At 43.9% G+C, this 23,465-nt stretch carries 14 protein-coding genes; 4 read left to right on the forward strand and 10 right to left on the reverse strand.

Going from position 1 to position 23,465, the window contains the following annotated elements:
* Nucleotides 1-58: 58 nt before the first annotated feature.
* Both B7P33_RS07165 and B7P33_RS07170 read right to left on the reverse strand, forming a co-directional pair.
* The gene (locus tag B7P33_RS07165) at nucleotides 59-1,171 is read right to left on the reverse strand and encodes a helix-turn-helix domain-containing protein (RefSeq protein WP_097441309.1); all 1,113 of its coding nucleotides are present in this window, start codon (nucleotides 1,169-1,171) and stop codon (nucleotides 59-61) included.
* 205 nt (nucleotides 1,172-1,376) lie between these two features.
* On the reverse strand, nucleotides 1,377-2,783 hold the full coding sequence (locus tag B7P33_RS07170) for an AAA family ATPase (protein ID WP_097441310.1): 1,407 nt from the start codon (nucleotides 2,781-2,783) through the stop codon (nucleotides 1,377-1,379).
* Between the two features lie 281 nt (nucleotides 2,784-3,064).
* Here B7P33_RS07170 and B7P33_RS07175 point away from each other — a divergent pair, with 281 nt between their 5' ends.
* The gene (locus B7P33_RS07175; protein ID WP_097441311.1) at nucleotides 3,065-3,643 is read left to right on the forward strand and encodes a DUF1287 domain-containing protein; all 579 of its coding nucleotides are present in this window, start codon (nucleotides 3,065-3,067) and stop codon (nucleotides 3,641-3,643) included.
* Between the two features lie 6 nt (nucleotides 3,644-3,649).
* On the opposite strand, the gene B7P33_RS07180 is transcribed toward B7P33_RS07175, so the two are convergent.
* From B7P33_RS07180 to B7P33_RS07210, 7 genes are all read right to left on the reverse strand, one after another.
* Nucleotides 3,650-5,248, reverse strand: a complete 1,599-nt coding sequence (locus B7P33_RS07180) for an alkaline phosphatase family protein (protein ID WP_097441312.1) — start codon at nucleotides 5,246-5,248, stop codon at nucleotides 3,650-3,652.
* An 85-nt stretch (nucleotides 5,249-5,333) separates the two neighbouring features.
* Nucleotides 5,334-6,794 carry a SusD/RagB family nutrient-binding outer membrane lipoprotein gene (locus B7P33_RS07185; protein ID WP_097441313.1) on the reverse strand — a complete coding sequence of 487 codons (1,461 nt, stop codon included), beginning with the start codon at nucleotides 6,792-6,794 and terminating at the stop codon, nucleotides 5,334-5,336.
* Nucleotides 6,795-6,853: 59 nt separating this feature from the next.
* Complete coding sequence (locus B7P33_RS07190; RefSeq protein WP_172435885.1) at nucleotides 6,854-10,456, reverse strand: SusC/RagA family TonB-linked outer membrane protein; 3,603 nt, start codon at nucleotides 10,454-10,456, stop codon at nucleotides 6,854-6,856.
* A gap of 182 nt (nucleotides 10,457-10,638) precedes the next feature.
* A complete protein-coding gene (locus B7P33_RS07195; RefSeq protein ID WP_097441315.1) occupies nucleotides 10,639-11,808 on the reverse strand; it encodes a FecR family protein in 1,170 nt (389 codons plus the stop codon).
* Between the two features lie 69 nt (nucleotides 11,809-11,877).
* Complete coding sequence (locus B7P33_RS07200; RefSeq protein WP_097441316.1) at nucleotides 11,878-12,438, reverse strand: RNA polymerase sigma factor; 561 nt, start codon at nucleotides 12,436-12,438, stop codon at nucleotides 11,878-11,880.
* A 202-nt stretch (nucleotides 12,439-12,640) separates the two neighbouring features.
* Nucleotides 12,641-14,821 (reverse strand): DUF748 domain-containing protein, encoded by a 2,181-nt coding sequence (locus B7P33_RS07205; RefSeq protein WP_097441317.1) that lies wholly within the window; start codon nucleotides 14,819-14,821, stop codon nucleotides 12,641-12,643.
* 157 nt (nucleotides 14,822-14,978) lie between these two features.
* A complete protein-coding gene (locus tag B7P33_RS07210) occupies nucleotides 14,979-17,897 on the reverse strand; it encodes a hypothetical protein (protein ID WP_097441318.1) in 2,919 nt (972 codons plus the stop codon).
* 78 nt (nucleotides 17,898-17,975) lie between these two features.
* On the opposite strand from B7P33_RS07210, the gene B7P33_RS07215 reads away from it, so the two are divergent.
* Complete coding sequence (locus B7P33_RS07215) at nucleotides 17,976-18,341, forward strand: hypothetical protein (RefSeq protein WP_097441319.1); 366 nt, start codon at nucleotides 17,976-17,978, stop codon at nucleotides 18,339-18,341.
* Between the two features lie 203 nt (nucleotides 18,342-18,544).
* Here B7P33_RS07215 and B7P33_RS07220 read toward each other — a convergent pair whose 3' ends face one another.
* Nucleotides 18,545-20,041, reverse strand: a complete 1,497-nt coding sequence (locus tag B7P33_RS07220) for a helix-turn-helix domain-containing protein (RefSeq protein ID WP_097441320.1) — start codon at nucleotides 20,039-20,041, stop codon at nucleotides 18,545-18,547.
* A gap of 119 nt (nucleotides 20,042-20,160) precedes the next feature.
* Here B7P33_RS07220 and aceB point away from each other — a divergent pair, with 119 nt between their 5' ends.
* Together aceB and B7P33_RS07230 are read left to right on the forward strand one after the other, a co-directional pair.
* A complete protein-coding gene (gene aceB / locus B7P33_RS07225; RefSeq protein WP_097441321.1) occupies nucleotides 20,161-21,756 on the forward strand; it encodes a malate synthase A in 1,596 nt (531 codons plus the stop codon).
* A gap of 70 nt (nucleotides 21,757-21,826) precedes the next feature.
* Entirely contained in the window at nucleotides 21,827-23,458 is a 1,632-nt protein-coding gene (locus B7P33_RS07230; protein WP_097441322.1) for an isocitrate lyase, read from the forward strand.
* Nucleotides 23,459-23,465 lie beyond the last annotated feature (7 nt).

Genomic DNA, 23,465 nt, shown 5'->3' on the forward strand with positions numbered 1-23,465 from the left:
ATAATACATCCCGACAGGTATTCCTTTTTCAAAAAGAGGTGCTTCTTTTTACATCTCTTTAATTACCAGTGCTTTGCCTGTATTCCGATGGCGTTTGTTCGGCATACTTTTTAAACGCCTTGTTAAAGGGGGATTTAGAGTTGAAACCCACATCGAACATAATTTCTTTGATACTCAGACTACCTTGGGAATCATTTTTAAGGAGACGCATGGCTTTCCGTATTCGGAATTCATTGATAAAATCGAAAAAGTGTGTTTCCAAATCATTATTGATCAAGGTGGATAAATCGCGGACCGGCATATTCAACTGATCAGCCAGACTTTTTATCGTTAGGGAAGCATCTAGATAAGGCTCTTCTTTTTCAATAAAGGCACGGATTCTTTCTATGGTGGCACTATCTTTAGGATTGGCATGGGTACTTATGCTAACGCTTTTGATATTGCTTTCTATGCCCGTAAACAGTCTGGGGGAGTACAAGGCCTTTAATACTACCCAAGAAATAAACAGAATACCCCCTCCGAGCATTACCAACCGGGCCAAATCGGCATCGTTCGCATCCGGGTTAAACCGTAATGCATCTTTTACGGTGGTAATGATAGCCAATAAAATTATCACTGAAAGCAATTGAACGATCCACCTAAAGTTGGATAGGGCCGATGCATTGGCATAGTTTTGCACTATGATACGCCTGTAATTTACAGCATAGTAAATGTTGGCGGCCATATAGGTCACCATAAGAATATTGCCCAAAAACCCAATAAAAATAATTTCGAGCCTATTATGGTAGTCATCGAAGAATTCCAATTGCTGTGCTTTATCCGCAAGAAAAAACCTGGGTAGCAATACCCCGATGACCATAAGAAAAGGAACCAAATGGATCAAATGTTTTATTCGGAGTCTAAAGTCGGCATAAAACACCGATAGGATATACAGGAACAACAACGGACTTTTTAAAAAGGAAATTCGAATCCGGAGCATTTCCAAATATGGCGGAAGTGTTACATAATCTTGATACAGATATACACTTAGGTCGATAATGGTCACTATCAGAAAACATGCTATCAGTACATTGGAAAGCCTTTTTTTAGTGGGGACCGTAAACAGGAAAAACGTAAAAAGTAACGAAAGGAAAATAAATACCAGGCTCAATACCTTTATTGAAACATCCATCTTGTTGTAATTACTTAACGAACCTATTAATCTATTTCAAAAATAAGGATGCCCAGTCATTTTTCACTTTTGTTACCCTGAGAATCCAAGGTCTTTACGACTAAAACACGGATTTTCGGATTTGAATGACTTACTTAAAACACACTAGTCAAAAGCCTCTCCCTACGTATATACAGAAACCAAGGTTAGGTCTCGATACATTTTATTATGGTTCAAACAAACAATCCATGGTAAGATTATGGGATATCAATCCTATGGCGTGAGACCCGCTCACCCCCCATGTCGTGAGCATTATGGTCTGGACTCCCTTTCTCGTTCCGGTTTGTTCGGCATACCTACATTCTTTGTTCCGTAATATTTTTGCGTACTGGGCATCTACCCGAAAGGTGCCGTTGTAAAATTTCAACTCACAGAGATTTATCAGATTATCCTGTCTGTCTATCACCAAATCAATTTGGGCTCCAGCCTCTACCCAACTGTAATTTTTCGAAGCGATTTGATCACATCTTAGGGCTCGTTTTATTTGCTCTATATGTTTATAACACAACATTTCAAAGGCATAGCCACACCAGACTTCATAGGCCTTTTTGGTATACAATACCGCCCATCGATTTCCTTTATTTGGACTAATAAACCGTAAATGGAAAAGACAGAATTCATCGGCAATGCGATATAGGGTTTTAGCTCTATTAAAATAATGGGAACGGTATTGGGACACAAAACCGCATTCGATCAATTCAGCCAATGATTTGGAGAACTGCCCCCCTGAGGTAAGTCCTTGCTCATTTAAGATGGCATCTCGCGGCATACCTCGTTTTGGACCTTGGGCCAGTGCATGGATAATTTGTTCGTGATACGAACCTTCTTCAAACAACGATTTAAACACCTCATCAAATTCATGTTCCAGCTGCGCCCCTTTTTGAAAACAGATGCGGTCTATAGCCGTAACCGAAGAATCGCCTGGCCTAACGAATTCCAAATACTCGGCTACACCTCCTAAGGCCATATATAGTTTCAATTGTTCTATATAGGGCATCTTTATTTTTCGATACCTAAAAAATGTATCTACTTCTGGCAAGGTAAAGGGCTCTAATTTTATCTTTCGGGTTAACCTGTTGTGTAGACCTCCCCTATTTTTAATGATTTTCTTGATCATATATGAAGCCGCCGACCCACAGACCACAATAATCAAATCTGTTCTTGTAGTAGCATAAGTATTCCAAAAATTCTCAAAAGCGGGCAAAAATCCAGAGCGCATGGTATCTACCCACGGGAACTCATCTATGAAGATTACCTTTTTCCTTTTTGTCTTCCGAAGTCTCTTAAGGTAGTTTTTTAATTGCTGAAAGGCTTGTAGCCAATTCTTCGGCACTTCGTTGTCGAACCGGTTATCCCGTTCCCGAAGTTGAATCATAAAGTTCTCCAACTGATCGCTTCGTGAGGCATTTCGCAGTCCGGTAAAACTAAAAACCATGTGTTTCCCGTAAAACCCACGGATCAAATGCGTCTTACCAATTCTTCTACGACCATAAACGGCAATCAATTCCGATCTTGGACTCTCTAATGCCTCGGACAGCTTTTGTTTCTCTCTATACCGACCAATTACCTCCATAAATACCACCTCATTTTTAATATGCAGCCAATTTTTACAAATATATTATATTTTGGCTGCTATTCAAAATATATAAAATTACATGAAATACATCCAAAATCGTCCATAATTTTACTTTTTGGCTGCTATTCAAATATCGAAAACACTCTAATAACAGCTATTCTCGAATCTAAAAAAACGACTTTATCCCACATATACAGAGGGTAAACACCGAAAGAATTAAGATTTTCTTACCACTGACCTAAAGGTATGTTCACTACCTTACACTAAACCATTGACAAATGCCGTACAAACCTTCCGTTTTCTTACTCGCCTTTTTCCTTTCTTTTGTAGCCCATGCCCAAGAAAACCTCCCCCTCGCAGAGGCAGCTTTATCGCTTACCGAACAACAGGTTACTTACGACCCCAGTTATTTTGCCATAGATTACCCCAATGGCGATGTACCGGCCGACAAGGGGGTTTGTACCGATGTCGTCATTCGTGCATTTCGGAAAATAGGGGTAGACCTGCAGCAAAAAGTGCATGAAAACATGAAGGTTAACTTTCAGGAATACCCGAACCTGTGGGGATTAAGCGGGACGGATAAAAACATTGACCATAGACGGGTGCCCAACTTAATGACTTATTTTAAGCGACAAGGAGCTGAATTGACCCCAAGCCAATACCCAGAGGATTACCTCCCTGGCGATGTGGTAGCATGGCGATTGGGCACTGGGTTAACCCATATAGGTTTGGTAGTGGGTAAAAAATCAAGCGATGGCTTACGGCCATTAATCGTACACAATATAGGAGCCGGACAAGTATTGGCCGACTGTCTCTTTGACTTTAAAATCATTGGGCATTATCGTTATGGGCATTAGTCGCTCTTATTCGAACAATTCGATAAGGGGCTGTCCATCTGCGGCGTTTGGCAATGGCACCCTTAACATAAAGGACAATGTCGGGGCAATATCGGTTATCGATTTTTTGGCCACACTTTGCCCAGCTGAAACAGGGCCCCCAAACCAAATATGAGGCACATGGGTATCTTGCGTATAGGGCGTACCATGGTTGGCCACTAAATATTGTGATTGCCAGCCTGGTTCGTGTAAAAAGAAAATATCGCCAGTTCGTTTTGGATGTATCCCCCTTTGCAACATATCACGTACACTCCCTGCTCGAAAACTTCCTTCCAACAATTCCGTTTTCGTATATACCGCCCTAATCCCTGGAAATTGGACTAACCATTTTTTAACATGCCCAACCAACTCATTTTTCTTTACACCATGCTGGGCCGCCTTTTTAAAGTCGAGATAAACTTGTTCATCCCTTAAGCGTAATACCAAGTCGGATATACCGAATATGCTCTCCAAATGGGTATCCAATCCTTTGCTTAGTTGCTTTTTATAGGTAAAGCCGGCATGATACTTTTCAGTTTGTAAATACCCAGCATTGTGCATACCTGCATGATCGGCGGTCAACACCAAAACATAGTTTTTGCGGCCGACCTTATTATCCAACACCGCCAATAAGCGGCCCAGATCGCGATCTAAACGCAAATAGGTATCCATAATCTCCAAAGAACCGGCACCATACCTATGGCCAATATAATCGGTGGCCGAATAGCCTATGGTCAAGAAATCGGTTCGATCGGTTTGCCCCAATCCTTCGCTTTCAATACAGGTGATGGCCAGGTCGGTCAACAGGCTATTCCCAAAAGGCGTAGCGGCTATATGTTCCAGATCGCTTTTCTTGAAATCATAAGGAAATTGGTTCCGGCCCGCTACAATACCTTTTTCAAAACTACGGTCGTCCTGACGTATTTTCGGATAGTTTTCAGATGGCAACAATAGATCCCAACCCCCTTTCATATACTGCCATCCCCTAGCTGCCGCATTAAAAGACACTACCCATTCCGGTAAGGTTCGCATATAATACGAACTACTGACCACCTTACTGCCACTGAACCAATAAGCGGCATCGGCCATATGGCCTGCGGTCAACACCGCCGCCCTATCTTTTAATCCTAATCCGATAACCTTGGCCTTTGCCCCAAGGGCCAGTTTTAATTCGTCGTTTACCGTAGAGGCCAATAACTTTTTTGGCGAGACCGATGGCCGTTTTTCTAGCGTACCTATACCTATGGTAGCACTATCGGCTATGGGACTTATGGCAATCCTTTCTTCTTTATCGAACCAGTTATTAGAGGTTATGCCATGTCGCGAAGGGGTGGTTCCGGTAAGTAAAGAAGCATGTCCCGGGGCCGTACGTGTGGGTGCATAGTTGTAATGGGTGTTTCTATAATTAAACCCTTGGCCAACCAAGGTTTTAAACCCCTTATCGGTATATTGTTCCCAAAAACGATCTACATAATCGTATCGCATCTGATCTACCACCACGAAAACGACCAATTTAAGGGGCCTATCGAATTGGGCCTGGATTTGGATGCCCCAAAAAATCAGTATAGCTACTAAAAAACGCTTCAAAACAAAATATTTAACTAAAAAAAGGGGACACCCGTAGATGTCCCCACAACTCAACCAAGTAACAACTAACTACTGCTACTAACTCTTAATTAACATCCCACCAAACTTTGGAGGCGATAACTTGTGGATACTTAGCGTTGGCCGCATCATAATTTTCGGCATTCAACGAAGCTTCATCCTCAGGGTAATCCAGTCTAGTAGGCATCTCACCATTGGTGTCGCCCTGAAAATACCCGGGCACACCATTTCTACTTGGATATACGGGATAGTCCAATCTTCTCACTTCTGACCACAACTCGGTACCGGTTAAGAATAGAGAGACCCATTTCTGCTCGGCTATCTGCTCTAATTTAGCAACATCGTCGCCACTAAGTGTTGCGAAATCTTGGGCCAAGAAAGCGGTTACGGCATCGGCCTCAACACCCCAGTACTCGAGGGAAGCCTGGATACCTGCCCTGTAGGCGGTATTGGCGGCATTGTCGTCTTTGCCCACACCTATGCCTTTCAAATAGGCCTCAGCTTTTAGGAATTCGGTCTCGGAGAACATCAAAACGATATCTTCCAAGGTACGTTGAAAGATATTGGCTTCACTCAGCTTACTGAAGTTATCGTTATCTGGAAAATCGATCAAACTATTATCTACACCTACATAATCCCCTCCGTTTACGGCCGGATCGGCCCAGATAGGCAAACGGGGATCATTGGTATCGTTTAGATAATCAACCAAGAATTTAGCCATTCTAAAAGGCTCGTTACGCATTTGATAAATAGAATGCTCAGGACCTTCGCCATCGAAGTTTTCGATGGTAGCAGACTCATCGTTACTAGAAATCAATCCGCCACTATGGTTCATGGCCTCTTGAATTTTAGCAGCAGCTGTTGTACCGTCTACATCGCTTAAACGCATGGCCAACCTAAGTTTCAAAGAATTGGCGAAACGAATCCACTTAGTAACGTCTCCACCATATACCCTATCATCGGTAGGTAAAGAAACATTGGCCGAAATTTGAGCGGTTAAAGCGATAATAGCCTCATCTAACAAAGCAAATCCATCGTTATAAATGAACTCTTGGGTATCGTACTTTGGAAATTGGATAGCTATATCGCCCGCTTCAGAATAAGGAATATCTCCATAAATATCGGACAAACCGGTAAACAAATACACCTTTGATATTTGGGTAATGGCCCTGACCACCTTGTCTACGGCATCTTCAGCTTCTTCGGTCTGCATCAATACATTGTTAATGGTCGGATTGAGGCGATATACCTTGTTCCACATACCATTGTATTGCGAAGCAACCAATTCCGAAACCCTATAACTACTGGTATTATAGGAGAATTGCCTAGTATATTCAGGAGCGACCTGATTTGAGATCTGACCGGTAGCCTTTAAGGCATCGGTAATAGGGCCCAATTGATACCGGGGTACCACTTCATCTGAACCCACTTGTGCATTTTGTGGATTGGTGTTGTATTCATCGAAATTATCCTCGCAGGAGAAAAACACCAATGAAACCAACAAGACGTATATTATATGTTTATTCATGTCTTTACTTTTTATTTTTCTAAGTAAAATGATGGCAAATGCCTCACCTTAAGCCTAGATTAAAAATTAACTCTCAAGTTCAACGAATAAGATCTCATTGATGGAAGCGCCCCATTACGCTCGTATCCAAGGGAGTTTATCGAAGTCCCTTTTCTGTAGGCATCCGGGTCAAAGAAATCGGATACATCATTTAAATAGAACAGGTTTCTACCAATGGCACTAAGGCTAACCCCGTTTATACCGGTTCCGTTCAACCATTTAGTCGGGAAATCGTAGGTTAGGCTCAACTCCCTAAGTTTTACAAAAGTGGCATCTTCCAAATATTCTTCGGTAGCCCCATCCTTACTTCCGGCCACGGCCCTATACCCTTGACGGGCGGCCTCTCCCCAATATCTTTCAGGGTTTACATACATGGCGTTATCACCTGCATTAGCGGCACCGGTTACCGGGTCGCCATTGGCATCGAGTACGATATATCCGTTTTCGTCGAACACCCCGAATACAGAGTTGCCTACCCAACGATCGTACCCGCCGTAAGTAGAACCAATATTTTTATCGCCGCCTTCCCTTAGATTTCTTGGATCGTTATCCAAGGCGAACAACCAACCTTCACGACCTTGCAAAGATTCTTTGGAGTATCCGTTTCGGTTCAATTCACGTTTGGTACCACTGAACACATCGCCACCGAAACTACCATCGATCAAGAAATTCATGGAGATATTCTTGTAGCGCAAGGCACTCTGAATACTTGCGGTAAAATCGGGTTGTATGTTACCCACTTTTACTTCGGAATCGGTTCCGTTTCGGTTATCGATGATCGGATAACCCTGCTCGTTTACGATTACGGTACCATTGGCATCGCGCAAATAGCGGTATCCGTAGATATCTCCGAATTTTTCACCTACATAGGCACGGGAACTGTATTCGATATGATCCTCAATCCTATAATATGCCTCACCCGGTAAGTTGAGTTCTTCCAGCACCATTTCGTTGGTAGCATAGTTCAGGGTCAGATCCCAGGTCCAATCGTCGGTCAGGATCGGTCTTGTATTCACCGACAGTTCGATACCGGTATTCGATATTTCGCCTACGTTATACAACAAACTGGTAAAACCTGTAGAAACGGCTTGGGGGTAATTATCAATAATTTGATTTTCGGTTACCGAGTTATACCAGGTAAAATCAACACCTAGTCTGTTTTGCAAGAAACGGAAATCGGCACCAAACTCTAAAGACTTATTGATCTCTGCCTCGATATTCTCATTACCCACGGAGTTTTGAACGGTTGCCTGTAACCTTCCTTGCGGATCCGCCCCATAGTTATAATAGGTATTTACCCTATAGATTCCCAAATCGTTACCCACCTCGGCATAAGAGGCCCTGAATTTGGCAAAATCCAATACCTCGTTTTTAAGACCGTCGAAGGCATCGGTTACTACAAAACCTAAGTTAACTGACGGGTAAAAGAAGCTTCTGTTCTTTTCAGGTAAGGTAGAACTCCAATCGTTTCTTCCGGTCACGTCCAAGAAAAGATAATCATCATACGAGAACTGGGCACTACCATAAAGCGAATTCAGAGCCTGCTTATCGGTTCTGGATGAGAAATCCCTGGTTTCGAGATTATTGGAACTGGTACGGTCATCGGTCAAGAAGTTATTACCCCAAGAATTCAGGATATTGGCCTCGTTATACCTGCGGTTTCCTCCAAAATTGGCAGTCATTCCGAACTTCCCAAATTGTTTTTGATAGGTGATATAGAAATCAGTGTTTACCTCTAGGAACGAGTTCTTTTGGATATTCAATCCGCCTAAGGTATAAGCCTCGGAACGGGCACGGATGGTTTCAAGGTTCACCTCACTATTATCCCAACCTACACGGGCAAAAGCGGTTAAGCTACCCGCACCTTCAGGGTCTTTCAATAAGTTTAAGTTTAACTTTCCAAAACCGATCAATCGTTTGGTGATATCGTTGTTCTGGTCTTCATAAACCGTCCAATAGGGGTTGTTCCTTCCTTTGTTCCAAGCTACCTTTTCTCCATCGTTATGATAGGCGTATGAATATTCTTGGCCAGAGAACGGATATCTATGGGGTCGTAAACTTTCCAAAGAAATACTCCTAGGCATTTGAAGTAAGGAGTAATACACACTCTCCCTACCCCCAACGGTAGGCCTGTTGTGTGTTTTGGTATAGGTGTAGGAAATCCTACCTTCCAAACCAACATATTCGTTTATTTCCGAACCCAAACGCAAGGCCATATTGTAGCGGTCTTGGGTAGATTCGGTTTGTACATCTTCGGCATCTTCGTACAACATGGAAAGGTTGTAGTTCAAGGCATCGGTACCCCCTGTAACATTTAGGTTGTGTACGTTGGTTACCGCTGTACGGAAGAATTCCTTATGTTGATCGCCATGGGATACCCAAGGTAAAACAGGCTGATCGCGCAACCAATCGTTACGCACCATTTGCCCTTGGTTTAAACGGGGGCCCCATGATTTTTCGTCGCGGATATCGGTATGGGCTACCCCATTATCATCTAAGAAAAGCCCGAAACGGTCGGGACTACCCGAACCTGCGCCCCATTCGTTTTGGATCTCTGGGAAATACATGATTTCGGTCAAACGCAATTGGTTGGAATAATTCACGGAAGGCTTTCCAGAAGTACCTTTTTTAGTGGTGATCATAACTACCCCATTCAAGGCACGTGAACCATATAATGCCGCGGCATTGGCCCCTTTTAGAACAGAAACCGATTCAATATCCTGTGTATTAAGATCGGCGATACCACTACCGAAATCGATGTCGCCACCACCGAAAGAACGGTTAGAGAATGGCACCCCATCTACCACGATCAAAGCTCCGTTAGAGCCTGTGAGTGATGAGCCCCCACGCAAAACAACTTCAGATGAACCGGTCATACCTGCACCCGTATTGGTAATGGTTATACCGGCCCCTTTGCCTTGTAAAGAAGTTAGGACATTGGATGACCCCGAGTTGGCGATCTCTTCACCCTCCACTTCTTCAACAGCATAACCCAAGGCCTTTTTCTCGCGCTGAATACCTAAGGCGGTAACAACCACCTCATCCAGCGATTCGGCATCTTCGGCCAAGGATATGTTCACTACCGTACCAGCACTTGCAGTTACCTCTTTATCGGTAAAACCAATATAAGATACCGATAGTGTAGTGGGGTTATTCTGTAACTCTAAAGTATAGTTACCGTCAAAATCGGTTTGGGTACCATTAGAGGTTCCTTTTTCTATAATATTGGCACCCGGTAAGGGCATACCCTTACCATCGGTAACCGTACCGGATACCTGCAGGGCTTGTTGGGATACCCTAGGCAAGGGCACCTTTTTTGATGCGGCACGCTTTAATATCATCACTTGACGATCATAAATCTCATAGTATACCTCCGAATCTTTGAAAATAAGATCCAAGACGGTCTCTAAAGTATCGCCAGATGCGGTTACGCTAACCTTCTTATCCAGATCCACAATGCCTTTACGGTAAAAAAAGCTGAATTCGGTCTGTTGCTCCACTGTGCTAAAAAACTGGAGTAAGCTTACATTCCGCAAGTCGAGATCCAATTTAGTGTTCTGGGAATACGTACTTGCTTCAATCTTAAATAATGAAACGATGAGGAAAAGAAAAGTCAGCCTCATTTTCAAACTGATTTTGGGGAATAGGTCGAAAACCGACCTAGCCCAAGTTAATTTTTTCATAACTTAGTATTGGTTAAATAACGGATTAGTAGTCTTGTAGTTTAATCGATCATAATCGGGGAATGGGCCAACATTTCCCGATTTTTGTTTTCTGGTCGCACTATGTCATTGGCTATCGGTGTTTATGGTTCTTCAATAATTATCTGGTGGTTTTCTTTTTTGAATTCAAAATCGCTATACCGGGCAAATACATTGAGTATGGCCCCAAGGTCTTCGTCCTTGAAAATTCCGGTATAACGTGTTGCCTCTATTCGGGGGACCCGATTCACTATTTCTACATCGAACTTACGCTCTAAACGTTTCTTGATCTCAGAAAATGGTGTCTCCTGAAAAATGAGTTGTCCTCGTACCCAGGAGGTATATAAATCGGTGTCTACTTCGGTAATACGGGTGGTTTTAGCGTTTCTATCGGTACTGGACATTTGACCCGGCTTTAGATGCACCGCCTTATCGGAATAGTTTTTGGCATCTAAATGTATGCCTACCTTACCTTCTACGAGAACTGTCCTGACTTCTTGTTCCTCTTCAAAACAACTTACATTAAAGGAGGTGCCCAACACCCTTACGGCCGTAGCATCGCCAGCTTCAACGATAAATGGTTGGGCCGGGTTATGGCTCACTTCGAAGTAGCCTTCACCTTTCAATCGGACCCTTCTAATGGTATCCCCCTTAAAGCTGGTCGGATAACTTAATTCGGTACCGGCATTTAAATGCACCTTGGTACCATCGGCAAGCACCAACTCAAAGGTACGTGCCAAAGGAACTTTAAGATTATGTGATTTTTTAAGGCCTTCCGCATTGGCGGAATAATCCATCTTTCCGGCGGTCAATGCTACCTTAAGACTCCCGTTATTGGTCAGTAATTGCTGGGGATCCATATGATCAAGGCCATAAGATTCACCCGAATTGCCAGTGCTGAGAACCACACCTTGTAAAACGGGAGGTTCCAAGGTTGATCCGGAACCATTTCTGAGAAAATACACACTGGATAACAACAAGGCCGCTAGCACGGCTGCTGCGGCACCAAGCACCCATTTTCTTTTACGCGCCCTATGGTCTTGGTATCTGCCCCAAACCTTTTCCTTGGCCGCTTGGGTATCTAAGGAAAGGGAAAAAGATTCGAATTCGGTATACCCTTCCTGGGTTGGCCCTATCTTTGGGTTATGCCCTTTGTCCGATATATCTTGTTCCAATCGCTCCAATTGTTCCATTTCTTCATTGGTTGCAATACCGGCCATCCTTTTCAGGCGCAGTAAGGCGTGTTCGTTTCTATTTTCTTGGTTCGATTCCATGAATGCGATTAGGGCTTGTACGTTATAAACAATCTAAAAAACAAAAGGGGGTAAACCGGGTAAAAAAATTTAGGCCAAAACCCAGGCCACCAAGGTAAGGGTGCGTAAATGCCCCAGATGTTCGCGCAACAACGCTTTTCCCCGTTTTTTCTGTGATTTTACGGTTTCCTCGGAAATCCCCATTTCCTGGGCAATCTCGGCAATACGATAGCCCCGTAAGGTAAGTTCGAATATTTGGCGACAACGCTCGGGCAATTTGGTTAAGGCGTCCCTTAAATAACGGTAAGACTCTTCTTGGGCAGGTACCTCCCAAAGGGGTATGGCCTCTTTGGCAGAGGCTTTTTCTTTTTCGGCATAGAGTTGCCTTACCTGTTTGAACTTTTTGTGGTTCAAACATTGGTTACGGACCATGGTATAGAGGTAGGCCCCTAGGCGATCTTCGTTTTCAAATACTTTTCCCAGGTCCAGTATTTTAACGAATACATCCTGTACCATATCTTCGGCTTGGTTACGATCACCATCCAAAAGTTTTACGGCATGAAAGACCAAAATGGGGTAATAAGAGCCAAATACCTGATCAAAGGTCTCCCGATCACGTAACCTGACTTCTTGTTTTTTTGCTTCCCCCATTTATCTTCGTTGTAGGCTCTGAATTTAATCCAAAGCCAACAATCGACCAAATTATTATTTATGGGAAAGCTTATGATAGTGACAATGCCACCTGCCTTTTTTGAACTACAAACCACTATTAAACAACAAGTTAACAAATTACAAGTCCCAGCCAAGAAAGTTTGACGACCATAAAAATACGTAACGGCCTTATATTAACAGCTTATTCCCCACTAACTTCCCCTTCCAAATCATACACCACTTTAAACAAAGGCTGTGCCCCGGTATGTGCGGGTTCTTTTGGGTCGCCAGGTTTAATGGTTATATGGGTAGAATCGTTATGCATTTTAAGGTAATCGCCCAATTGCTGTATACGTTTATCTGAATAGGCATGGGCAATGGAATCCATACGTTCGGGGCCTGCCAACACCAAAACGGCCTGGGTCAAATTAAACGAATCATGGCCGATATGTTCGTTTACAAAGGCCTCGAATTCCGCCGTCTTCTTTTGATAATCCTTATCGGTCTGCTTTTTAAAATCGGCACCGACCACCGCCCTCGCCAATGCCTCGCGCTGTAATTCTTGGTCTACAAAATACTGCATCTCTATGGCCAAGCCGGGTTTCTTTTCCTCTAATTGTAATAGTTTATCGAGTTGGCGGTAATGTTTGGGCGTGGGAATACTGTCTAAATAATCGAATTTGATTTCAGATATATCGCCCGGATCGCCGCCGACCAAGCCCACCAAAAAGTTGACTGGGGCCGCCACGGTTTTGGTGATTACGTTCTTAAAGGTGGTCCATACCAATTTTCCGACGTTTATAGAGGGGTCGTCCAAATCGCCCCGAACGGGTACGTCTAGATTGATATCGCCATTTTTATCGGTCAGCAAAAAGAAAGCGAATTTTAAGGGGAGGTTGTACAAACCGCCTTTGGTGGTTTTTAATGAAGCGTTTTTCACCAAAAGTTTGTTCTCTATCTCTAACTGTCCGTCGGTTATCTTCGATTTGGAATTGTAGTACATATCGCCTTCCAACAGGCTATGCCCCATATAGTAATTGGTATAGATATTGAGGTCGGGCAATAAGAATTTTTTAATGGCGATATCGTAGTCCAGATTTCTAACATAATCGTTCGGGTTCAGGCCCACCTTGGCTACCAAATCGCCCCTATTGTTCAATACCATAGTGGCATAGAGCTCTACCCAATCGGCCTCACTGGTAATGGCATCGGCCGTGAGGGCCATTTCACTCAAATGATAATTGAAAGGGCTTCCGGTTAGGTTATCGGTATAATCGAGCACGCCTCCTTTTAAGGCCAAATGGTCTATGACATACTGTAAAGACGTGGCTTCACTGGCTTGGACCACGGCCGTGTTTGCGTCTGTTTCTGGGGTTGCGGCACTTTCCTCCAATTTAAAGATGCGGAAGAAATTATTGGAAAGCGAATCGAGTTGAAAATAGGTATACGAATCGTTAACCTGTACCGAATCGAGATGGTAGCGATTGGCGTTCATATCTATTTCTTTCAACGAAGCCCGTAGGTGCTTCGAACCCAAGAAGATTTTATCGGCCGTATCGGTCATTTCGAAATCGGCCACATCTACCTTACCAGTCAAAACTGGCAGATCGGTACTGTTCAGATTCCCGATCAAATCAAGTTGGGCGCCGACCGTACCTTCCAAGGTATTGATCTCGGCATAGGGCCTTACATACTTATAGAATGGATTAAGATGAAGACCGGCCACATCGAAAAAAGCATCGTAATCCCCAGAATTGGGATCAAGCTTAAACACCGATTGGATATGCCCTCCTTTTTTGAGGTCAAATCGTATGGCCGCCTCACTTTTTTCATTTTGGTCCCAACCCACAAATGGTACGGCGAAAGAGATATCCTCTAGTGTTGTGGTATGCTCAATATTCTGATTTACAAAATGAAAGTTGGCCTGTTGCAATCTTAAATCCGTCAGGCTATACTTGAAGGGTTCGGTTGAAGCCCCTACCGTATCGGTGGTTTCGGCAGTGGAATGAAACCGGATTAGGTCGTCGAAATTAAAAGTAGAATCTTGCATGACCACGGTAGCATCCAACCCCTGTAAGTAAAAACCTTCAACGACCAGCTTATCTTTGAACAGGTTCAAGGGGGCCAAATCGAGCATTAAGGTATCAAAAGACACAAAAGGTTTTTCACCATCAGCCTCATACATCACAAAGCCGTAGGCCCTAGCCGTACTGGTAAAGTAATTGTACTTCAATTTTTCCAAGGCTATCTGCCGACCCAATAATTCCGGACTATTTTTAACGGCATAATAGCGTATGGCACTGGGCAATACGAGGAGTATAAGAACGACGACCCCTAACAGGGAGAGCAGAACGATTTTCGTCCGCTTACCAAAACGACCCATAAGGCAAGGAATTTACCCCTAAAAGTAATCGAAATAGTAGCTGCTGCAAGAATAATCGACTTAAAACTTGTGTTATTTTTTTCAATTCGAGGGCTTCTACCTCAAAATCATCCTATTCCTGCCCAACCCTAAAATGAGTCTTATTATGTAATTGGTACTATTCGATTACATACCAATTATACCAATTCGGTTTTACAGTCACTTCTATTGTTATCTCGTAGGTCCTGTTCAGTTTTTTCTCGTTGGATTGCCCTTCTTGTTCCCGTACCCTTGCCGTATCTGTAAGTCCGGTATAATACAACGGCAGGGTTATTTCCTTGGTAATTTCGGTGTCGGTAGGGTTAAACACCATCAACATCCCTTTTTCCTTCAATTTTGGGTTAACGTGCATCATATAATCAATATCACGACCATCGGCACGGCGTAAGTGAAGTATATCGCTTTCTAGAATGTCGCGGTACTTTTTGTACCAGTCCACTACGCCTTTCACCATCTTCTTGGTACGATCGGTATCGTACAAACGTGGCCCCCGAAGGGCTGATTGAATACCCATACCTACATTACTTACCAACATCATCTCATAATGATCCAAGTGTTCATCGAGGGGTTCAATGGTAGCCGCGGCACCGCCTCCATGATATTGGGCCAGTGGAATAAAACTCCAGCGCATGGACGGGGTGCTCTCCCAGGTGCCATCGAAAATATTCTGTCGGGTGTGTATCAGCTGGTGGCGCCTGGGTAACGACCAGTTCTTTTCGCGATAGCCTACCCCATTTTGGTTAGAACCTGTAAGGTAATAGTAGTCGGGTACCCTAAGGTAGACGCCCTTTGATTTACACCATTTGTAAAAATCGGTTATGATCTTCCATTGCTCAAATTGCGAATCGCCCAAATCCCTGTGCCCAGGATGGTCGGTTGAGGCACAAACATCGCCCGGATAATTACCATCGTGGGTAAAGGTCAAAAAGCCTGTTTCCCCGAATATGGTGTAGAGTTTATCAAAATAGTCCAACCCCCATTCACTGGCCAAACAAGGCGAATTGCCAAAAGTAGCGAAACCACCACGTTTACCCGTTTTAGGGTTGATTACATCGTCTTTTTCACTGACCCTTCGCGAAGCCAATAACGAATAGGTACCGATTCCAATTCCACGTTCTTGGGCATAATCGGCATATTTTTTCATTTGACCCAGGTTCTTTTTACTGGTAACCTCAGGATTAAAACCACTACCGAAAGAAAAATTGACCATTTCGTAACCCACTGCCACGGCCTGATCGATGGCTTGGGTATATTCTTCCCAATTCGAACGGGTCACATGGAACATCAAAGGGTTTTCGGTAATCCAAGGGGCTATGGTCCTATACATTTTCCGCATGGAAAGCCCTTGGCGTTCCTTCTCATAGGAATCATAGGGCAATACAAATGCCCGAATAGACTCGAGGCTAGCCCCTGGCTTAATATCTACATTATAGCCTTGCTCCGGATATACCTTTACCAAGTTCGGAATCAACTGGGACCAAGAGATCTGGGTTACATAATCTTGATCAGCCTCCCAATGTACCGATTGCGAATTGGCTATTTTGGCCTTCATGGCCGAAAAAGCATAATTGGTCTCCAAATGTATGTTGGGGCGCACCATATATTCGGGATGCCCCCTATGTCCGGCATACGGGTCGTGATCAGCCAAGGATAATATTTCCGAGACCATACTTTCTACCCTAACAGGTGCCTTTCCGTTATTATTTACACTTACCCATTTCGAAAATACAGGCACGCCATCGTATAATTCATAATGAACACTGACTTCTAAATTTTTCAAGCTCTCCAAATTTTGGGCCAACTTGTCCAGTTCGCTTTTTTCCACCTTAGAATAGGCCTTAAAATCGTGGAATGTCAGTCGGCCCAATTCCCCCAAAGCGGTATGGTCTTTACCCGATGCTTTCGGACCCATTTTACCGATACGTACGGCCTTGGGTTGTGGTACGGGACCATCAAAACTTACGGCCTCTAGGGTAAGCCAGGCCCCTCCTTTGGGTTTAACCTCACAAAATACCTTGTCGTTATCTATGCGTAACCGCAAATACCAGGTTTGGTCTAGGTCTACATTGTTCTTGCCCCCTGCCTGGCCATTTTCCTTTTTTCCATCGAAAACGGTAAACTTCCATGCACCTTTATTCTTTATCCCAGAATCATTACCGGGGCGCATATTCAATTTAACCACACGATCGTCCCAAACCAAAGCAATTCCGGGGCCCCAACCCCCACTCAAATCGGTGCCGGCATCTAAAGAGGTTTCTACCAAGCCAACACCATTTGGTAACGCTTTTTCGGCATAGACCACCGAATTGATCGGCGTATAAATCTCACCTGGTTTACCTTCGTTGATAAAAGAAGACCTCGGATGGGCCTGGGAAGCCACGATTTTCCAAGAAGGATCCAGTTCGTCAAAATCGTCTTGAAACAATAGCTTTCTACCCACACCGCTGTTCTTTGAAATGGCCAAGAGTTCGGACACCTCAACATCGGCCAAGGCATAATCCATTTTTAGATGAATGCCTTTTGGGGGCCATTGTACGTCGGGGGCATGATGCCGGATGCGGTTCCAAGCAAAACGCTCTTGGGGTACCCCCACACTGAAATCTTTAAATTGAAAGGATAAAGGGTCGCTTTGAAGATCATCGATCCAATCGGGGTAAAGAAAAGCTAAATTAGGCTGACCATGTAACCCGCCAACTTCCATGGCATAACCATCTATATTGATTATGGCCTCTGGACGCACCGCACGTATCAATTCTTCTTGTTCGGTCAGGTTTTTTAAACTCACCGTGGCCGCATTGGGGCCTAGACGAAACCCTCGCGAAACAATACCATTAGATAGAATCAATTCCTTTCCATCGGCACTTTTAAACACCCCCGCCCTTGCGGCACTAGGATTGATTAACCAGTCTTCGGAAATACCCTTTTCATAAATACCACTAAGGGTGGTAAGCTTTTGAAATTTCTTTTGATACTCTTGACCCGTGACAACAGTGGCCAGCATCATAAAAAAGAAGGAAAATACAGCTGTGGTACGCATCGATGGATTATTTTGATGTTTCGATGCTTAAATGTATTGAAACCCGCCTATTTATAGCAAAGGAAAGGGTTGAACGACATGTTCAAAGCCTTAAACGAAAATGGGCTATTACTCTTTTTGCCTCAACTGATGCTTTTTCTACCACTATTAGACCTGACCCACTTTTTTCCATTTATCCAAAGTCTTCTTAATTTAGTGCCCCCAAGCCATTCTATCTGTATAGCAACTATGCCCAACCACAAATTCAAAAAGCCATCGCAAGAAGAAACGCAAGAAGAAAAAAAAACTTTCAAACAAAGTGCCGTTAACGATGCCGCCATTATTGGTGTCTTAATTGGTATTGCAATCTATGCTACCTATAATCACGGCCTAGGACCACTTAGTTTCTTACCCCTGTTATACCTACCCGTAGCAGCTAAAAACAAGAAAAAAAGACAGGACTAAACAGCTAAGAACTAGTACCTTTTATTAGACGACACCGTACCCCATAGCTACCTTAGAATCGAAACAAGAGAGGGGCATACTTAGTTTTAAGCCCCTTATTTCGAGCTGCAATTTTCATCCCTTCAGGAAGCTCACTTACCTAACAAAAATTCACCAGCTAGCTGTAGTTTTGTTAAAACGGTACGATCTCAAATACCCTGGTCTTATGCCTTGGTTTGATTAACAGAACTACCGTATTCCCGCATGAGTTCGGCTACCCGCATGGCCATGGCCTTGTTCTTGGCAACCGAATCCAAAACTTTGGCCGGTGCTTGTCGTAGCTCACAGTCGTTAATATGGCAACGTTCACAGGTTACCCCTACCTTTTCAATGCCAATTTTAGGGTCGTTTAGAAAGGCTAGCTTCCGTTTGAGCTCAGCATTGATTAAAAGTCCCACACTGATACTTCTATAATAACCCGTTTTAAACGGATCTTGGGTGGCCGAAGTGAACACCAAATACCTGCCCCCATCTTCATAGGCCGAAACCTGAACATCGAATTCATGGGCCAAGTTACTCACCCCGATCCTATCCAGTACTTTTAAAGAAACCCAACGCCGGCAATAGTGCTCGTTGGTCTCATAGGCCCTTGGCGATTGCTGATGCGCCAAATGCAGTTCTTTTTTTAATTCATAAGATGTACTGCCCGCTTTATGGCTAAACCGCAGAAAGAACAGGTCTTGTATGTTGAACACCTTGGGCAATATATTGGTAAGCCGCTGGTAGAACGATTCCGGGGAGGCATTAAACAAGGCCATCACTTGTAAAAAACCTTCGATATCAAAATTGGGTCTGGCAAAAACTTCGGTAAGGGCCTGGTGAATTGGAGCACGCGGAATTATAAGGGCGCCGGCAAAATAAGAGGCATAAAAATTATTCAATACTTGATCGAAGGTATCGAACTTGATCCACGGAAAAGTATATAATCGTTCTTGGTAACCCAAATAGTTGTACGCTATTTCCTTGGCATAGATAAAGGTGCGTTGGGCCTCATCCATACCATCGGCCATTAACAAGACCTTGGTTTTCGGCACAAAAACCGAACGTAGGTTATTCAAGGGGCCTTCTGGTTGTAGCGCATCAAAATGAATGGTATAGCCGTATTCCTCGACCAAGATCTCGGCCAGATCTTTGTCTGCAATCGGTTGGCTAAGATTTATCTGATAGGCTTCCGCAAAGCGAAGTACGCTTTCTTCCAAATCGCCAAAATAGTTTTTATTGGCCTCTTGGTACGAGCGCACCGAAGCCAGGTAAAAACTCTCCCTGCTAAAGTCATAATGTTGGGCGATCTTAATAATGGTACTGATAAAGGCGCTGACCTTTAAAGGGGCATTGGCCACAATATCGATAAGGTCACTTTCTTTGATCCCAAACAGTTCCAAAGGAATCTCCTTGAACATTTTACTGCGCAATAATTCGCCAATGGGTGCTAGCTTTTTATCGAGCTTTAAAGACACCATTTGATCGTAGGGCACTTCCAAGCCGGTCGACAAAAGGGCAATTTTATCGGGTTTAGGGTATTTCTTCCCATTTTCGATTTCGTTCAAATACGACTTGGACAATCCGGTCAATTTAGAAAGTCCGAACAAAGACAAATTGCGCTCGTTTCGCTTCTGACGCAGCTTTAAACCGAATATTAAGCGAATATACTCTTCTTCCATATCAGCAAATATAACGCATTTTGCGAACAGTGAATTTTTTGCGTTTTTTCTCTTTTAGCGAACGTTCGCTTGTTTTTTAATTTTTTTTGTAATAGTATTGACCTCAAAACAAGCTCATTATGGAAAACACATCCGTACACATTTCAAAAGTCGGGTTTGCAAAAGGGGTAAAGAACTACTACCCCGAAGTATTGACCGACGCGGCTTTGGCATTTATCTGTGCCTTACATGAAACATTCGATCAAGAGCGTATCGAGCTCTTAAAAAGAAGAGAGGCTCTACAAAAGGTCTATGATCAAGGGGCGTATCCGGTGTTTCCCATGGAGACCAAAGACATACGAGAAGGCTCTTGGACCGCCGCCCCGATCCCGCACGACCTACAAGATCGTCGGGTAGAAATTACCGGACCCGTTGATCGCAAAATGATCATCAACGCCCTGAATTCCGGCGCCAAGACCTTTATGGCCGATCTAGAAGACAGCAACTCGCCCAATTGGGCGAACAATATGCAGGGGCAACAAAATCTGATCGACGCGAACAACAAAACCATTTCGCTCTATGATTCTAAAAGGGACAAAGCCTATCGTTTAAACGAAGAAACCGCCGTACTGTTGGTGCGCCCCAGAGGCCTTCACCTTAACGAAAGACATCTCACCATAGCCGGCCAACCCTGTTCGGGAAGCTTGGTAGATTTTGGGCTTTATGTGTTCCACAACACCCAAATTTTATTGAAAAAGGGAACCGCCCCCTATTTTTACTTACCCAAACTTGAACATTATACCGAAGCCCGTTGGTGGAACCAAGTGTTTACATTTACCGAGGAATACCTTCAAGTTCCCGTAGGCACGTTTAAGGCTACCGTGCTTATTGAAACCATAACTGCCAGTTTTCAACTCGACGAGATCATCTACGAACTTAAAGAGCATATCGTAGGCTTAAACTGCGGCCGTTGGGACTATATTTTTTCCTATATAAAAAAATTCAGGAACCATAAAGATTTTGTGGTGCCCAATAGAGATCAGGTTACCATGACCTCGCCGTTTATGGATGCCTATTCGAAGCGGGTTATACAGCGTTGTCATAAACGGGGCATTTTGGCCATAGGCGGTATGGCCGCCCAGATACCCATTAAAAACGATGCCGAGGCCAATGCCCAGGCTTTGGAAAAAGTACGGATAGATAAGGCCCGCGAAGCAAAAAACGGTCATGACGGTACTTGGGTGGCACACCCTGCCTTGGTAGCAGTTGCCTTAGAACAATTCAATACCCATATGCCCACGGCCAATCAATTACACGTGAGTAGGGACGATATTGAAATCACTGAAAAAGATCTAGTCGCCATTCCACAAGGCACTATTACGGAAGCCGGGGTTCGCAAGAACATTAATGTGGGTATTTTATATATGGAAGCCTGGTTACGCGGCAATGGGGCCGTTGCCCTTTACCATCTTATGGAAGACGCCGCTACGGCAGAAATATCGCGTACACAAGTTTGGCAGTGGTTAAAACAGGAGGTTGCATTAGAAGACGGTCGCCCATTTACCCGTACACTTTACGATCAATTCTTGCAGGATGAAATCAAAAAGATCAGAACAGACTTTTTTACCGATAGAAACACCGATAAGCTGGAAGTAGCCATAGAACTCTTCCACAATCTTGTGGTCTCCGACGACTTTGAAGAGTTCTTAACACTAAACGCATACAACTACATATAAAAAATCCTGCCATTGCTGGCACAATGAACAGGATCAAATTATCAATACTAATAATTTATACATCAAAATTATGAAAACCTTATCAAATACCTCGTACCGTTCGGCCTTAGACACCGTAAAGGCCCTAAAAAAGAAGTATGGCGACAGCTGGTCGGCCATTAACCCGGAAAATGCAGCCCGAATGATGGTGCAAAACCGCTTTAAGACCGGCTTGGACATCGCCAAGTATACCGCTGCCATAATGCGGGCAGATATGGCCCAATACGATGCCGACCCCTCGCAATACACCCAGTCTTTAGGCTGCTGGCATGGTTTTGTGGCCCAACAAAAGATGATCGCGGTCAAAAAACACCACCAAACCACCCAAAAACGCTATTTGTACCTTTCGGGATGGATGGTAGCCGCACTTCGCTCTGAATTTGGTCCCTTACCCGATCAATCGATGCACGAAAAAACCGCGGTACCTGCTTTGATCGCAGAAATCTATGACTTCTTAAAACAAGCAGACGCCATAGCTTTAAATGACCTTTTCAGGAGACTGGAACAAGGGGAAGATGTACAGCAGCAAATAGATGATTTTGAAACCCATGTAGTACCGATCATTGCCGATATAGATGCCGGGTTCGGTAATGAGGAAGCTACTTATCTATTGACCAAAAAAATGATTGAGGCCGGGGCTTGTGCCATCCAGATAGAAAACCAAGTATCCGACGCCAAACAATGCGGCCACCAAGACGGCAAAGTAACCGTGCCCCACGAAGATTTTATAGCCAAGCTAAATGCCATTCGCTATGCCTTTTTAGAACTGGGCGTAGACGACGGCATCATCGTGGCCCGAACCGATTCGGAAGGTGCCGGACTTACGCAAAAATTACCGGTAAGTAAATCCCCAGGTGATCTGGCCTCACAATATTTAGCTTTTGTAGATGCCGAAGAAATCGAGATTACCCAAGCCCGCGAAGACGACGTGCTCATAAAAAGGGACGGGAAATTAATGCGCCCCAAAAGATTGCCCAATGGTTTGTACCAATTTAAAAAAGGCAGCAATATCGATCGGGTAGTACTCGATTGTATTACCAGTCTGCAACATGGGGCCGATCTTTTGTGGATAGAAACCCCTACCCCCGACTTAAAACAGATCGCCCATATGGTAAACCGCATCCGAGAGGTAGTACCGAATGCCAAATTGGTCTATAACAATTCGCCTTCCTTCAATTGGACCTTGAATTTTAGGAACCAAGCCTATGACGATATGAAGGCCGAAGGGGAGAACATGACGGCCTATGACCGTAATAATTTAATGTCGGCCGAATACGATGGTACCGAACTTTGCTTTAGGGCCGATCGTAAGATCAAGAGTTTTCAAAAGGATGGCGCCCTACAGGCGGGTATTTTCCATCACTTGATTACCTTACCTACCTACCATACCACAGCCCTTCATATGAACGACCTTACCGAAGGGTATTTTGGTAATGCCGGTATGTTGGCCTATGTAGAAGGAGTACAGCGCCAAGAAATAAGAAAAAGGGTTTCTTGCGTAAAACACCAACGCATGGCTGGATCCGATTTAGGAGACGATCACAAAACCTTCTTCTCTGGCGACCATGCCCTAAAGGCTGGAGGTGCCAAGAACACTTCTAATCAATTTAAGGATGGGGGCCAAAAGCTAAATCCTAAAAACAAATTGCCGATTGCCGTTTAAAGCATAT

It is taken from the genome of Sediminicola luteus (genome assembly GCF_002514735.1).
Classification (GTDB): domain Bacteria; phylum Bacteroidota; class Bacteroidia; order Flavobacteriales; family Flavobacteriaceae; genus HQA918.

Excerpts from the sequence above, each read along its gene's own strand:
- B7P33_RS07165 (WP_097441309.1), bottom strand. The coding sequence starts at position 1,171 with ATGGATGTTTCAATAAAGGTATTGAGCCTGGTATTTATTTTCCTTTCG.
- B7P33_RS07170 (WP_097441310.1), bottom strand. The coding sequence starts at position 2,783 with ATGGAGGTAATTGGTCGGTATAGAGAGAAACAAAAGCTGTCCGAGGCA.
- B7P33_RS07175 (WP_097441311.1), top strand. The coding sequence starts at position 3,065 with ATGCCGTACAAACCTTCCGTTTTCTTACTCGCCTTTTTCCTTTCTTTT.
- B7P33_RS07185 (WP_097441313.1), bottom strand. The coding sequence starts at position 6,794 with ATGAATAAACATATAATATACGTCTTGTTGGTTTCATTGGTGTTTTTC.
- B7P33_RS07190 (WP_172435885.1), bottom strand. The coding sequence starts at position 10,456 with ATGAGGCTGACTTTTCTTTTCCTCATCGTTTCATTATTTAAGATTGAA.
- B7P33_RS07195 (WP_097441315.1), bottom strand. The coding sequence starts at position 11,808 with ATGGAATCGAACCAAGAAAATAGAAACGAACACGCCTTACTGCGCCTG.
- B7P33_RS07200 (WP_097441316.1), bottom strand. The coding sequence starts at position 12,438 with ATGGGGGAAGCAAAAAAACAAGAAGTCAGGTTACGTGATCGGGAGACC.
- B7P33_RS07205 (WP_097441317.1), bottom strand. The coding sequence starts at position 14,821 with ATGGGTCGTTTTGGTAAGCGGACGAAAATCGTTCTGCTCTCCCTGTTA.
- B7P33_RS07210 (WP_097441318.1), bottom strand. The coding sequence starts at position 17,897 with ATGCGTACCACAGCTGTATTTTCCTTCTTTTTTATGATGCTGGCCACT.
- B7P33_RS07215 (WP_097441319.1), top strand. The coding sequence starts at position 17,976 with ATGTTCAAAGCCTTAAACGAAAATGGGCTATTACTCTTTTTGCCTCAA.
- B7P33_RS07220 (WP_097441320.1), bottom strand. The coding sequence starts at position 20,041 with ATGGAAGAAGAGTATATTCGCTTAATATTCGGTTTAAAGCTGCGTCAG.
- aceB (WP_097441321.1), top strand. The coding sequence starts at position 20,161 with ATGGAAAACACATCCGTACACATTTCAAAAGTCGGGTTTGCAAAAGGG.
- B7P33_RS07230 (WP_097441322.1), top strand. The coding sequence starts at position 21,827 with ATGAAAACCTTATCAAATACCTCGTACCGTTCGGCCTTAGACACCGTA.